The sequence below is a fragment of the Variovorax sp. R-27 genome, from assembly GCF_049913215.1.
Lineage (GTDB): Bacteria > Pseudomonadota > Gammaproteobacteria > Burkholderiales > Burkholderiaceae_C > Variovorax.
The window spans coordinates 5,893,119-5,906,291 of the sequence record NZ_CP183984.1; the positions used below are offsets into that span (position 1 = coordinate 5,893,119).

At 65.7% G+C, this 13,173-nt stretch carries 12 protein-coding genes; 7 read left to right on the plus strand and 5 right to left on the minus strand.

All coding sequences use genetic code 11. The features are described from left to right. Position 1: 1 nt before the first annotated feature. The 5 genes from ACN9MV_RS27690 to ACN9MV_RS27710 form a co-directional block, all read right to left on the minus strand. Entirely contained in the window at positions 2 to 1,255 is a 1,254-nt protein-coding gene (locus ACN9MV_RS27690) for an ABC transporter substrate-binding protein (RefSeq protein WP_093079672.1), read from the minus strand. A 44-nt stretch (positions 1,256 to 1,299) separates the two neighbouring features. Continuing rightward, the gene (locus ACN9MV_RS27695) at positions 1,300 to 2,763 is read right to left on the minus strand and encodes an aldehyde dehydrogenase family protein (RefSeq protein ID WP_307617075.1); all 1,464 of its coding nucleotides are present in this window, start codon (positions 2,761 to 2,763) and stop codon (positions 1,300 to 1,302) included. A gap of 83 nt (positions 2,764 to 2,846) precedes the next feature. Continuing rightward, positions 2,847 to 3,854 carry a hydroxyquinol 1,2-dioxygenase gene (locus ACN9MV_RS27700; protein ID WP_093057561.1) on the minus strand — a complete coding sequence of 336 codons (1,008 nt, stop codon included), beginning with the start codon at positions 3,852 to 3,854 and terminating at the stop codon, positions 2,847 to 2,849. A 36-nt stretch (positions 3,855 to 3,890) separates the two neighbouring features. Then, a complete protein-coding gene (locus ACN9MV_RS27705) occupies positions 3,891 to 4,412 on the minus strand; it encodes a hydroxyquinol 1,2-dioxygenase (RefSeq protein WP_093057560.1) in 522 nt (173 codons plus the stop codon). Between the two features lie 130 nt (positions 4,413 to 4,542). Continuing rightward, entirely contained in the window at positions 4,543 to 5,505 is a 963-nt protein-coding gene (locus tag ACN9MV_RS27710; protein ID WP_093057559.1) for a LysR family transcriptional regulator, read from the minus strand. A gap of 157 nt (positions 5,506 to 5,662) precedes the next feature. Here ACN9MV_RS27710 and ACN9MV_RS27715 point away from each other — a divergent pair, with 157 nt between their 5' ends. The 7 genes from ACN9MV_RS27715 (at position 5,663) to ACN9MV_RS27745 (ending at position 13,173) form a co-directional block, all read left to right on the plus strand. Next, complete coding sequence (locus ACN9MV_RS27715) at positions 5,663 to 6,766, plus strand: L,D-transpeptidase Cds6 family protein (protein WP_426390402.1); 1,104 nt, start codon at positions 5,663 to 5,665, stop codon at positions 6,764 to 6,766. Next, positions 6,733 to 8,217 carry a L,D-transpeptidase family protein gene (locus tag ACN9MV_RS27720; protein ID WP_426390403.1) on the plus strand — a complete coding sequence of 495 codons (1,485 nt, stop codon included), beginning with the start codon at positions 6,733 to 6,735 and terminating at the stop codon, positions 8,215 to 8,217. The genes ACN9MV_RS27715 and ACN9MV_RS27720 overlap by 34 nt, the downstream gene beginning before the upstream one ends. A gap of 425 nt (positions 8,218 to 8,642) precedes the next feature. Then, positions 8,643 to 8,831 (plus strand): Flp family type IVb pilin, encoded by a 189-nt coding sequence (locus ACN9MV_RS27725; protein ID WP_258352968.1) that lies wholly within the window; start codon positions 8,643 to 8,645, stop codon positions 8,829 to 8,831. A gap of 72 nt (positions 8,832 to 8,903) precedes the next feature. After that, positions 8,904 to 9,338 carry an A24 family peptidase gene (locus ACN9MV_RS27730; RefSeq protein WP_426390404.1) on the plus strand — a complete coding sequence of 145 codons (435 nt, stop codon included), beginning with the start codon at positions 8,904 to 8,906 and terminating at the stop codon, positions 9,336 to 9,338. An 81-nt stretch (positions 9,339 to 9,419) separates the two neighbouring features. Further along, positions 9,420 to 10,415 (plus strand): Flp pilus assembly protein CpaB, encoded by a 996-nt coding sequence (gene cpaB, locus ACN9MV_RS27735; protein WP_426390405.1) that lies wholly within the window; start codon positions 9,420 to 9,422, stop codon positions 10,413 to 10,415. 39 nt (positions 10,416 to 10,454) lie between these two features. Continuing rightward, complete coding sequence (locus tag ACN9MV_RS27740) at positions 10,455 to 11,846, plus strand: type II and III secretion system protein family protein (protein WP_426390406.1); 1,392 nt, start codon at positions 10,455 to 10,457, stop codon at positions 11,844 to 11,846. A 43-nt stretch (positions 11,847 to 11,889) separates the two neighbouring features. Next, positions 11,890 to 13,173, plus strand: a complete 1,284-nt coding sequence (locus ACN9MV_RS27745) for an AAA family ATPase (RefSeq protein ID WP_258352964.1) — start codon at positions 11,890 to 11,892, stop codon at positions 13,171 to 13,173.

Genomic DNA, 13,173 nt, shown 5'->3' on the forward strand with positions numbered 1-13,173 from the left:
GTCAGAGCAGCCGCAGCTTGCCGCCGGCAGGAATGTTCGTCGCCGCCTCGTTGTTCACGATGGTCAGCTCCACCTTGTACTTCTGGCCCTTGCCCCACTGGCCGAGCACCAGCGGCGTCTTGCTGACGTTCTTGAAGGGCCCCTGGCCGCCCCACTTCACCGGGCCGACCACGGAGTTGATCGAGGTCGATGCCACGGCGTCGCGCACGTCCGAAGCCTTCAGCGACTTGGCACGCCCGAGCGCATTCGCCGCCACCTCGAACAGCGCATGCGCAAAGCCGATGGGCTGCGTCCACTGCTTCTTCGCACCTGCCTCGTAGGCATCGGCCAGCGCCTTGGCGCTTTGCTGCGTGAGGCTCGAGGTGAACGGATGCGATGGGCTCCACCACACCTCGGTCGACAGGCCATCGCCCAGGTCACCCAGTGCCTCGATCGCGCCGGGGAACAGCAGTGCCTTGCCGAGCGTGATGATCTTCGGCTTGAAGCCCTGTTGCCGCGCCTGGGTGAGGAAGGTCTTGGCGTCGGGCGGAATCACCACGCCCGTGACGATCTCGACGCCCTCTTTCTTGAAGGCCGCGATCTGCGCGCTGAAATCTTGCGTGCCATTCTGAAAGCGCCCAGGGTCGGTGAGCGTGAAGCCCATCTGCGCGAGCGGCTTGGGGAAGCCCAGCTCCTTGTCGCCCCAGGCGTTGCCATCGCCGTCGTTCGGGAACAGGCCGCCCACCTTCTTGTTGGTGGCGAGCGTCTTCCAGCCGTTGGTGAAGTTGGCGATGACGTCTTCGAGGCCCCAGAACATGTGATACGTCCAGTTGAAGCCCTTCGCCGGGTCGCCCTTGCGGCCGAAGAACCAGGGCTGCCACGGCACCACGCTGGAGATGCAGGGCACCTCGTTGAGTTCGCACGCATCGCTCACGGGGTTGGCGGTTTCGGGTGTGCCGGCGGTGAGCACCAGCGCGACCTTGTCTTTCAGGATCAGGTCGTTCGCCACCTCGCCCGCGCGGTTGGGGTTCGACTGGCTGTCCTTCAGCACGATCTGCACCGCGTATTTCTTGCCGCCGACACTGATGCCGTCCTTGAAGGCGGTCTTCATCTGGTCGATGACCCATTTGTCTGCCTCGCCGAAGGGCGCGAGCGGACCGGTCTGAGGCGACACGTAGCCGATCTTCAGCGTGTCGGCCGCGAACACCAGTGGCGTTGCGCCCGAGGCCACCAGCGCGGCCGTGGCCTGCGTGAACTGTCTGCGATTGAATGTCATGGTTGTCTCCGTCTCTTGTGTTTTTTGTGCCGCCCGATCAGGGGTCAGCGCGCGAAGTGCGGCGGTATCTGCGCGTCGACGTTCACCCACACGCTCTTGACCTGCGTGTATTCGCGCATCGCATCGAACCCCATCTCGCGGCCGTAGCCGCTCTGGCCGACGCCGCCGAAGGGCGAGCCGGGGTTCACGCGCTTGTAGCTGTTGATCCAGACCATGCCGGCGTGCAGGTCGCGCGCGACCTTGTGGGCGCGCTGCAGGTTGTTGGTCCACAGGCCGCTGCCGAGGCCGTAGTCGGTGCCGTTGGCGATCTGCATCGCCTCTTCGTCGTTCTTGAAGGTGAGCACGGTGACGAAGGGGCCGAACACCTCTTCCTGCGCGACGCGGTCTTTGTATGACCTGGCGCGCATCACGGTGGGCTCGACGTAGCAGCCCTTCGCAAGATCGCCGCCTGGCGACTTGCCGCCTGCCAGCAGTTCGCCGCCCTCGCCTTGCGCCACTTCCACATAGCTCAGCACGCGCTCGCGATGCTGTGCACTGGTGAGCGGCCCCATCTCCGTCGCCTCGTCGAGCGGGTTGCCGAGGCGGATCGACTTCGCAAGCGGAATGAACTGCTCGAGGAAGGCATCGGCGATCTTCTCGTGCAGCATCAGCCGCGAGCCCGCAATGCAGGCCTGCCCCTGGTTGTGGAAGATGGCCCACGCGCTCCCGTTGACTGCGGCCTGCAGGTTCGCGTCTTCGAAGACGATGTTCGGCCCCTTGCCGCCGAGTTCGAGCTGCACCTTCTTCAGGTTGCCCGCGCTGGCCTGCACGATGCGCCGGCCCGTGGCGGTGCTGCCGGTGAAGGCGATCTTGGCGATCTCCGGGTGCTCGGCGATGTACTGGCCCGCCACGCTGCCAAGCCCCGGCAGCATGTTGACCACGCCTGGCGGCAGGCCGGCCTCGGCCATCAGCTCGGCGATGCGCAGCGAACTCAGCGGCGTGATCTCGGCCGGCTTCATCACGATGCAGTTGCCGGCCGCGAGCGCGGGCGCCATCTTCCAGCTGGTGAACATCAGCGGAAAGTTCCACGGCACGACCTGGCCGACGATGCCGACGGGCTCGCGCAACGTGTAGTTGAGAAAGCCCTCTTCGACCGGAATGGTCTCGCCCTGGAACTTGTCGGCCATGCCGCCGAAGTAGCGGAAGCACGCTGCCGTGCGCGGCACGTCGAGCCGGCGCGAATCGCGGATCGGGTGGCCGGTGTCGAGCGATTCGAGGCGCGCGAGCTCTTCGCCGTTGGCTTCGATGAGGTCGGCGAGCTTCAGCAGGATGCGGCCACGGTCGGCGGCGGCCATGCGGCTCCATCTGGGGAAGGCACGCTTCGCCGCGGCGACGGCCTTGTCGACGTCGGCCCTGCCGGCGAGCGCGACATTAACGATGGGCGTGTTGTCGTGCGGGTTCAGCGTGGCGAGGGTCTCGCCGGATTCGGCGTCGACGAAGCGGCCGTCGATGAAGAGTTGGTGGCGAATGGAAAGAGCAGGCATGAGTTTCCTCTCCCTCCCCGCTTGGGGAGAGTTGGATGGAAGGGCGTCGGGAGGGAGAGAAAAGCCGGTCAGAACTCGACCGGAATCTCCGGGCTCTCGCCCTTCTGGATTTCGTACACCAGGCTCGGCGACCCGTTCTCCCACACCAGCAGCATCGAGCGCTTGGGGCTGAAGCCCTGGTGGCGGCAGTAGGCGGGCATGGCTGCCATGTCGCCGGCCTTCATGATCACGCGGGCCATGGGCCTGCCGGTGTTCTTGTCGCCGCAGTCCCAGTGGATTTCGTCGGTCATCTGGAAGAACCACTCGACGCGGTCGTTGCCGTGGATGATCGGCAGGATGTGCTCCTCGGTCGTCGGGCACATGTAGCTGTGCTTCACCACCGAGGTGAAGCTCGGGTTCCAGGTGACCTGCGAGCGGCTCAGGAAGCCGAAGAGATTGAAGGCGTGCACATCGTTCTCGAAGCCGGGCTCGGGGTGCAACTCGGGCTGGCCCTGCGGCACGTCGGCAAAGGCGCGGTTCACCGGAGCGCCGCGTTCGTCGCTGCGCAGGTCGAGGTCGCCCTTCAGGCCCACGCAGCGCTTGGCAAGTTCACGCGCCCTCGTGATCTTGGCGGTGTTGTTGCCGTTCTTGCGGCCGTAGGGCGAGCCGGTTTCCTGCGGCGCGGCGAAGGGGTCGAAGCTCTCGTTGGTCCAGTCGTCGAGCATGGCCTCGAAGGTGGCGCGGATCTGCGCGGTCGGGAAGTTCTCGAGCAGGTCGATGCCTGCGTCCTTCATGGTGCCGTTGAAGCTGCCGGCGTACAGGTCGACCGACTCGTAGTGGTTGACGGTGCCGAACACGTCGTCGAAGTTGACCCAGCCATAGAAGAAGCCCCAGGCCACGTCGCGCATCAGTGCGCGCAGATAGCTGCCGGCGTCCATGGTGTGGCTCATGGGACGGCCGTCGCGGGTCTTCCAGCCGATATGCACGAAGTATTCGTCGCGGCGGAAGCTGAAGCTGCCGAGTGAAAAGTCCTTGTAGCCGAGCGTGGCGTCGGGCTGCGACGCGATCACCTTGGCGAGTTCTGCGGGTGCGTTCATGGTGTGTGGCTCCTGGTTCGGGTGCGGTCAATGCACTCAGTGCGATTGGCAGATGTCGGCCCACTTCTCGACCGAGAGGTCGCCCTTGCAGCTTTGCAGGACGATCACGCCCGGCTCGCCGGCGCTGCGGAACTGGTAGGCGGTGTTCTTCGGCAGCAGGCCCTGGTGGCCGCGCGAGAGCTTCATCCAGCCCATCTTCTTGCCCTTGGGCTCGCCCTTGACGAGCACGGCGCCGTTCTTTTCCTTGTCGGCCACTGCCTGGCCGTCGTCGAGCTGCACGAGGTGCACTTCGACGTCGCCGTCCATCACGAGCGCGAATTCGTCGTGCGCGCAGGTGTACCAGGGCGAGGTGCCTTCGGCGCGCAGCGTCTCCAATACGTAGATCTGGTTCTGGCCGAACACGACCTTCTCGTAGGGTTTGCTGATGCTCGCGATCTCGAAGCAGTTGGAGAACGCGTAGTGGCGAACGTCGTCGTCGATGGGCTCGACATGACCCTTCTCGAAGTGCTTGAGTGAACCGAAGCGGGTCTTGTAGGCGGTCGCAGTGGTGGCTGTCATGGCTTGTCTCCTGTTGTCTCCAGTGATGGGTGAACTCTAGGAGTCAAGCGGCGGCACCGGTAGGGACCAGTTTGGAAGAGGATTATTCGGAGCTTCCGAACAATCGCAGGGGTTTACCCCCGTTCGGGCGCTATCCGCTGGAGCGGCTGAACTCGATGAGCTCGGCAGGAATAAGGCCTCGCTCGATCAGCGTGGCGTCCCACGGCGGCACGCGCGTGAAGCGGGTGGCGATGTGCTCGATGAAGAGGCGCAGCTTCAGCGCATTGCGCGAGGTGCCCGCATAAACCGCGCTCAGCGAGAACGACGACAGCTGGTGCTCGGCCAGCACCACGCGCAACTCGCCGCGCGCAATGGCGTCGCCCGCCACGAGCGTGGGCAGGCAGACGATGCCCGCATGCTCCAGTGCATATTCGCGCAGCAGGTGCACGCTGTTGGTCAGCAGCGCGGCGTTCAGGTAGATGGTGGTCTGCTCGCCCTCGTGGTGAAAGGTCCATCGGTCGCGCGTGGGGTAGCCCGAGTACAGGCCCAGCTTGTGCCGGTGCAGGTCGCGCGGCGCAGCGGGCGTGCCGTGCGCTTCGAGGTACGCCGGCGTGGCGCACAGCACTCGCCGCACCGGAAAGAGCGGCCGCGACACCAGCTCCTGCGAGGCCGCGGGAAAGATCTGCAGCGCGCAGTCGACGCCGGCCTTCACGGGGTCGGCCACCGCGTCGCTCACGATCAGCTCGAGGTGGATGTCAGGGTAGGTCGTCTGGAACTCGCGCAGCAGCGTGGCGAAGCGGCCCAGCACCATGCCGGTGAGTGCATGCACGCGCAGGATGCCCGAGGGCGTGCCGCGCGCATCGCGCATCTGGTCGACGATGTCGTTGGCGCGGCCCACCAGCTCGGTGCAGTCGCGCAGAAAGGCCTGGCCCATGTCGCTGAGCCTCACCACGCGCGTGCTGCGGTGGAACAGCGGCGCGCCCAGGAACTCTTCGAGCTGCTTGACCCGCGTGGTGACGACCGAATTGGCCACGCGCAGCTGCCGCGCCGCCTCCGCAAAGCTCTGGGTCTGCGCGACGCGAACGAAAGTTTCAATGCTTTGGAGGCGGTCCACGGCGGCACTGTACTGCGGGGCCGGTCGGCGCGGGGCGCCACGGGACGTTGCGGGCAAGCCTAAAGGCCGCGAAAGACCGTTATCCCTGTGTCGGGGAGTTACGTGCCCCACTTACAATCCCTGCCGCATCACCCACCCCTACGAGGTCTTGTCCGCAATGCCCAAGAGCCCCCGGCCACGCGCCCGTTTCAGCTTCTCCCCCACCGTGCGCGCCCTGTTCCTGGCCGCGGCAACCTGTGGCGCCGCGCTTCCGGCGCTGGCCGCCATCGAGCATGAGGAGGTCGACAAGCTCATGCAGGCCGGCAAGCTCGACGAGGCTCTGACGAAGGCCGACGCCTTCCTGAAAGACAAGCCGCGCGACCCGCAGATGCGCTTCCTCAAGGGCGTGATCCAGCTCGACACCGGCAAGCGCAACGAGGCCATCGCCGCATTCACGCAGCTCACGCTGGACGCGCCCGAGCTGCCCGAGCCGTACAACAACCTCGCGGTGATCTACGCGAGCCAGAACCAGTTCGACAAGGCACGCAGCGCGCTCGAAAGCGCCATTCGCACCAACCCCAGCTACGCCACCGCCCAGGAAAACCTCGGCGACGTGTATGCACGATTGGCCAGCCAGGCCTACAGCAAGGCCCTGCAGCTCGACCAGAACAACACGGCCGTGCAGCCCAAGCTGGCGGTGATCCGCACGCTCTTCACACCAACGCCGCCGGGCGCCAAGCCAACAGCCCTGGTGGCCTCGGCAGCGCCTGCTCCCGCGGCAAAGGCGCCGGCGCCCACGCCAGCCCCCGCTGCGCCGCCTCCACCAGTCAAGGTTGCTGCCGCTCCCGCACCGGTGGCCGCCGCGCCCAAGGCGCCCGAGGCAAAGGCGCCCGAAGCGGCGCCGGCTCCAGCCCCCGCACCGGCCCCCGCCGCCAGCACCGCTTCCAATGCCGAAGTCGAATCCGCAGTGCGCGCCTGGGCTTCGGCTTGGGCCAGCCAGGACATGGACCGCTACCTCGCGGCCTACGGCCCCGACTTCACGCCCACCGGCGGCCAGAGCCGCAAGGGCTGGGAAGAAGACCGCCGCGCCCGCATCGTCGGCAAGTCGAGCATCAGCGTGAACATCGAGAACCTCGCGATCAAGGTCGACGGGCAGAACGCGACGGCCAAGTTCCGCCAGATCTATCGCGCGGACAACCTCAACGTTTCGAGCCGCAAGACGCTGGACCTGCAGCGCTCCGGCAATCAATGGCACATTCGCAAGGAAAGCGTCGGCGGCTAGTGGCAGACATCGTCCGGCTCGGCCGGCTTCAGAATCCCCCGTTTCGTCTGCGCAGCGGACAACTGCTCGCAGCGCTGATGACCGCATCGGCGCTGATGCTGGCAGCGCCCGGTGCGGCGCTGGCGTCGAACAGCACCCACAAGGCGGGCAGCGCCAAAGCCGCCAGCAGCAGCACCAAGGCCAAGGCAGCGAACAGCAGCCGTTCCACCGCGCGCGGTGCGAACGGCCGGTCTGCCTCCGCCAAGGGCAAGAAGGGCGTGGCCGCTGCAGAGGCCCGAACAGCTGCCGCGACGGCAACAAGGCCCACACGCAGATCGGCATCCGCCTCCTCCATCCAGGAAGCCAGCAACGCCGAAGCCCGCCTGATCGCGGTCTATGAAATGTTCGGCCGTGGCCAAGCCCGCCCTGCGCTGGCCAAGGCCCGCGACCTGGTGCGCGACTATCCGAACTTCCAGCTTGCACAGCTCGTCTACGGCGACCTGCTCGCGGCACAAGTACCCCCATCGAATGCCCTGCCCGACACCGCCAGCATCGCGAAGATGCGCGGCAACCCCGCCATGGCCGAGCTGCACGAGGAATCGAAGCGCCGCCTGCAGGCCCTGCGCGAGCGCCCGCCGGCCAACACCGTGCCGTCGCAGTTCCTGACGCTCTCGACCCGCAGCCGCTACGCCATTGCCGTCGACGCCTCGCGCTCGCGGCTGTACCTGTTCGAAAACTCGGACAAGGGCCTGAAGCTCACGGCCGACTACTACATCTCGGTCGGCAAGTCGGGCACCGACAAAGTCACCGAAGGCGATGCGCGCACCCCGCTGGGCGTGTACTACATCACCAGCAGCCTCGATCCGAAGTCGCTGAAAGACTTCTACGGCGCGGGCGCCCTGCCCATCAACTACCCAAACCCGTACGACGTGCGGCGCGGCAAGACCGGCGGCGGCATCTGGCTGCACGGCACCCCGCCCCAGCAGTTCGCCCGGGCGCCACTGGCAAGCGACGGCTGCGTGGTCATGGCAAACCCTGACCTGAAGCAGCTTTTGCGAAAAGTGCAAATTGGCGCCACCCCGGTGGTGACCGCGCGCAGCCTGCAATGGATTTCACAACCGCAGGCTGAAAAAGAAACCCAGTCAATTACAAGCGCCATCAATGGCTGGAAAGATGCGCGAGCCAATGGAAATGAAGCGCAATTGAAGAAATTCTATTTGCCCGATTTCCAGCGCAGCAGCAAGAAATCCACTGAAGGAATTTCGGCTGTCGACGAAGAAGTGAAATACGCGCAGGGCAAGCGCGTGCAATTCAAGGACATGTCGTACCTCCACTGGCGGGACGGTGACGACACCATGATTGTTACCTTCGGCGAAGTGTTCGAAGGCGAGAAGAGCGGACGTTCCCGGCGCCAGTACTGGTTACGCCAGGGTACCGACTGGAAGCTCTTTCACGAAGAAATCCTGGGCTGAGGCCCGGTCGAATCCCTCTCGGCGACGGGGTCACCCCCTCAAACCCGTGACTTTTTGCTCACGGGTTTAGCCTTTTTTCACTGTTACATCTGGCCCTTTGGGGCTTCGTGCTACGTAACACGTAACGCACTTGTTCCCGTAACACCCCCGTTTCGCGCGTTCCCGGCGACGTAACGTCGCATCCCCTCTTCATGGGAGGCGCCGCGCGCCCTACAGAGGGAAAAATTCACTTCCAAACTGTCCACCAGCTGACCAGGTCTCTTCCTGGCTCGGGCTGGCAGGAGGCTTGCAGCCACCCTGCTTTACTCCTTTTGGCTAGCACACCTGGGCGAAAGTCTTGCGGGTTTGCCTTGTTGATACACGGAGTTACGCTGTATAACATCCACCTTGCAAGCCTTTGTTAACACTTCCTGAAAGGGGAAATCATGCTTAGCTCTATTACTCGTTTTCTGCGCGACGAAGAAGGTGCAACCGCAATTGAATATGGAATTATTGCGGGGCTTATTTCTGTTGCGATCGTGGCTGTTTTGGCCGGAGACGACGGCCTTGGCAAACGACTGGCCAAAGTCTTCCAAGACATTACCAACAAGCTCACATCGACTGTCACTCCGTAAAAGTAAATGCCGGCATTAGCCTGTTTGCTCTGGTTGCTCTGTGTCGCTGTCTATGACTTCCGAGAGCGGCGTGTGCCCAACTGGCTGGTCCTGTCCGGAGCCATCGCGGCCCTGGCAGTCATCGGCTTCGAGGCACAGCCCTTCGGCGTCAGCTGGACAGCGGCACTCGCAGGCGCCGCATCGGGTTTCGGTTTCCTGTTGCTCTTCTATGCAATGGGTCTCATGGGAGCAGGCGACGTGAAATTCGCTGGCGCTCTCGGACTCTGGGTCGGCCTGTGGGCACTGGCGCCGATCTGGATTGGCGCGGGTCTGCTGGCCGGGGCGCATGGCGCACTCTGGTACGCCCTGCAGCGTTGGCCCGTCTCCCCACGGCTTGCCCTGATCCTGTCGGGCCAGCCCTCTCCAGCCGCCGGCGGCGCTTCGCAAAGCCGGGCTCGCTTCATTCCTTATGCGGCCTACCTTGCGTTGGCCACGGTGGCTTGGATGTTCTGGGGCCGACAGAGCTAGCAGACAGCTGCCTCTGTCCATGCAGGCCATTCATCCCTCACTTTTCATGATTGCTTGCCCTCATCCCTCAGTCCGCCGCCCATGATCAATCTCTCAAAAATCCTCGCAGCCATCCTGGTGCTCCTGGCCATTGCATTGGGCGTCTATGCCTGGATGCTGAGCCGCCAGGCGCCCGCACCGGCAACAGCGGCTACCGGCACTACGGCAACTCCCACCAAGGCCCAGCAGGTGCTTGTCTACCCGGTCGTGGTGGCGGCCAAGCCGCTGCCCGCAGGCCTGGCGATTCCGGCAGACGCGCTGCGCGTGGAGCGGCTGACGATCAACCCCACCGGCGCCTTCCAGGACGTCACTGTCGCCGCCGGTCGCGTGCCGGTGCTCGACCTCGCCGAAGGCACTCCGGTGATGGAGAACCAACTGGTCTCCGGCCTCGCACTGCGCATCGGCGAAGGTGAACGTGCCGTGGCGATCAAGGCCGACGAAGTCATGGGCGTAGGCAACAAGATCCAGCCCGGCGACTTCGTCGACGTCTTCATCATGCTCAAGTCGGACGGCAAGGATGTGGACCGCAGCCAGGCCCGCCTGCTGCTCGCACGCAAGCGCGTGCTGGCCTTCGGCAGCGCCTCCGTCGATGGGCTGCCATCCAAGTCGCCGGACAAGGCGGCCGCGCAGCAGGCCCAGCGCGGCGAGCAGGCCCGCACGGCCGTACTTGCCGTACCTCTGGACGACGTGAACCGCCTGACCATCGGCGACGCCAGCGGCCGCCTGATGCTCGCCCTGCGCAACCCGACCGATCTGTCGGAGCCCGATCCGAAGCTCTTCGCCGAACTGCCTACGGCCCTGCAACTGCCACCGCCCAAGGCGGGCGAATCGCGCCGTGCGCCGCTCGAAGGACTCGACCGCGCCCAGGCCGGCCTGACCGCCGCCGACCTCGTCACCGGCGGCAAGGGCCCCAGCGTCCGTCCGCAAGCCGCCGAAGTCCGCACCGCCGCCGGCGCGCCACGCGCTGCCGGGCCTGCGCGAGGCGGGCTCCAGGTCGAGGTCATTCGCGGCGAACGCAGCGAAACCGTGAACTACTGAGCACGCAGCCAGCCGACACCCGTCATCCAGGAAAAACAAATGCCCTATAAGCCTCGCGAGCAGTCGACCCGTGCCATTCGCAGCCCCATGAATGTCTCGTCGCGGCTGCTGCGCCCGTCCCTGATCGCCCTGTGCGCGATGGCTCAAATCGTCTGGCCGGTGGCATCGACGGCCGCGGACGCACAGCCGGTGCGCCCACAGCTGCAACGCCCCCTGGTGATGACCGCCGGCACGCAGCAAGAGCTGCTGATCGACAAGGGCATCGACCGGATGGCCATCGGCGACGAGGCGGTGGCCGGCGTCACCATCACGCGCAAGACACAGAATTCGCCGGGGGCACGACTCATCGTGACCGGCAAGGCCGCGGGACGCACCTCGCTGATGGTCTGGGAAAAGGGCAACTCCGCAGCCACGACCTACATCGTCGAAGTGCGGCGCCGCACGTCCACGCTCGCGGGGTCGATGGACAGCATGCCCGCTCACCAGCAGGCACGCGACACCGCGCTGGCAAGCAGCGCCAGCGACAAGGCCGAACTGATCGACCGCTCCGTCGTGAACGTGCGAAGCAATACCGTGCAGGTCGAAGTGAAGGTGGTGGAATTCAACCGCAGCGTGCTCAAGCAGGCCGGCCTGAACATCTTCAGCACGCGCCCCAATTCGAACGGTTTCAGCTTCGGCGTGTTCTCGCCCTCCTCGCTCGGAAGCACGACCTTCGCGGCCAACGGACAGATCAGTGGCGAGTACAGCAACCCCCTGGCACAGGCCTTCAGTCTTCTCTTCAACTTCAGCAAGGCCGGCATCGGCCTGAATGTGGGCTTCCTCGAAGGCAACGGCATGGCGCGCGTGCTCGCCGAGCCCACGCTGGTGGCGCTGTCTGGCCAGAGTGCGAGCTTCCTGGCCGGCGGCGAACTGCCGATTCCAGTGCCGCAGGGCCTGGGCACCACCAGCATCGAATACAAGCCCTTCGGCATCGGCCTCACGCTGACGCCCACGGTCCTGTCGAACGAACGCATCGTGCTGAAAGTCGCCCCCGAAGCCAGCGACCTCGACTACACCAACTCTTTGAGCCTCAACGGTGTCGCCGTGCCGGCGATCACCACACGCCGTGCCGACACCACGGTAGAGCTGGGCGACGGCGAGAGCTTCATCATCGGCGGGCTCGTGAGCCGCACCACCACCTCGAACGCCGACAAGGTGCCGCTGCTGGGCGACTTGCCGATCATCGGCACCTTCTTCAGCAAGACCAACTACAAGATGAACGAGAAGGAACTGGTGATCCTGGTCACCCCGCACCTGGTCAAGCCCATTGCGCGCGGCACCGACCTCACACCGTACCTGCCCGGCGGCGCCGAACAGCGCGACGGCGCAGTGTGGCGCTCGTATTTCCTTGGCGGCGCAGTCGACACACCCGTGCCCGGCTTCTCCCGCTGACAGCAACAACGATGACCCGGAACATGCATCGCAGGCTGGCACCATGAACGCACCACGCGACAGCATCCCTGAAACAGGCAGCGAAACCTACCTGTTCGCTTCGAGCAATGGCGGCCACATCACCTGGCTGACCGATGCGCTCGGCACCCTCGGCTCCGTGGTGGTCCTGCCACCGGAAACGAAGTCGATCGACGAGCGCATCGCCCTGCTGGGGCCGGTGGCGGTCTTCATCGACTTCTCGCCCGACCAGGCCGCGGCCGCCAACCAGCTCCACCAGCGCCTCAAGCGCGACTGGCCGACGCTGCCCGTGCTGGCCACCGGCGTGTCGGCCGAGCCCGCCGCCATGCTCTCGGCCCTGCGCGCGGGCGTGGACGACTTCATCGACATTGCCGCGCCTCCCTCCGATGCAGTGACCACGCTGCGCACACTGCTGGAGCGGCGCAGCACCCTGCAGGGCGGCACGCGCGGCAGCACGCTGGCACTGCTCGGCGCGCGCGCCGGCCTCGGCGTGACCACGCTGGCCACCAGCCTTGCACTGACGCTGAACGACCAACTCACGCAGGCACCCGCGCGCCCGCCGGGCCGCAGCACGCGGCACGGCGTGGCACTGCTCGACTTGGGCCTGCCAGCGCGCGACGGCCTGCTCTACCTCGACACGCAAAGCGGCTTCAGCTTTGTCGATGGCGTGCGCAACCTGCGCCGGCTCGACCAGACGCTGCTGCACACCGCGCTCGCGCATCACACCAGCGGCGTGGCCGTGCTGCCGTTGCCCGCGAGCCTGGCGCAGGTGCGCGAGATCTCGCATGCCGACTCGGTCGCACTCATCAAGCGACTGGCCGACTTCTTCGATTTCCAGATCGCCGACCTCGGCGGCTTCTCGACCATCGACTTCATGGCGCAGACCGTGCGCGAAGCGCAGCAGGCGTGGGTCGTGTGCGACCAGAGCATCGGCGGCATCGTGTCCACAGCCAACATGCTCAAGGAGCTGCGCGCGCGCGGCGTCGAGATCGAACGCCTGTCGCTGGTGGTCAACAAGTTCGACGGCCACGTGGGCCTGTCGGCCAAGGACATCGCCGAGCGCCTCGAACTTCCGCTGCGGCATGTGCTGCCGGCGCGCAGCGCGCAATTGCTCGCTGCAGCCAGCCGCGGCGAGATGCTGGTGCGCACCGCGCGCAGCGACCCCTATGCGCAGGCCGTGACGGGACTCGCCCGCAGCCTGCACCAGGAATACATGTCTGCCACGGGCCAACCCCCGGCCAAGGATCCACGCTGGGTTGCGCTCATGTCGCAAGTTACCGGCCTCTGGAAGAGTTCACACGAAGGTTGA

Excerpts from the sequence above, each read along its gene's own strand:
- ACN9MV_RS27725 (WP_258352968.1), top strand. The coding sequence starts at position 8,643 with ATGCTTAGCTCTATTACTCGTTTTCTGCGCGACGAAGAAGGTGCAACC.
- ACN9MV_RS27745 (WP_258352964.1), top strand. The coding sequence starts at position 11,890 with ATGAACGCACCACGCGACAGCATCCCTGAAACAGGCAGCGAAACCTAC.
- cpaB (WP_426390405.1), top strand. The coding sequence starts at position 9,420 with ATGATCAATCTCTCAAAAATCCTCGCAGCCATCCTGGTGCTCCTGGCC.
- ACN9MV_RS27690 (WP_093079672.1), bottom strand. The coding sequence starts at position 1,255 with ATGACATTCAATCGCAGACAGTTCACGCAGGCCACGGCCGCGCTGGTG.
- ACN9MV_RS27715 (WP_426390402.1), top strand. The coding sequence starts at position 5,663 with ATGCCCAAGAGCCCCCGGCCACGCGCCCGTTTCAGCTTCTCCCCCACC.
- ACN9MV_RS27700 (WP_093057561.1), bottom strand. The coding sequence starts at position 3,854 with ATGAACGCACCCGCAGAACTCGCCAAGGTGATCGCGTCGCAGCCCGAC.
- ACN9MV_RS27720 (WP_426390403.1), top strand. The coding sequence starts at position 6,733 with ATGGCACATTCGCAAGGAAAGCGTCGGCGGCTAGTGGCAGACATCGTC.
- ACN9MV_RS27705 (WP_093057560.1), bottom strand. The coding sequence starts at position 4,412 with ATGACAGCCACCACTGCGACCGCCTACAAGACCCGCTTCGGTTCACTC.
- ACN9MV_RS27740 (WP_426390406.1), top strand. The coding sequence starts at position 10,455 with ATGCCCTATAAGCCTCGCGAGCAGTCGACCCGTGCCATTCGCAGCCCC.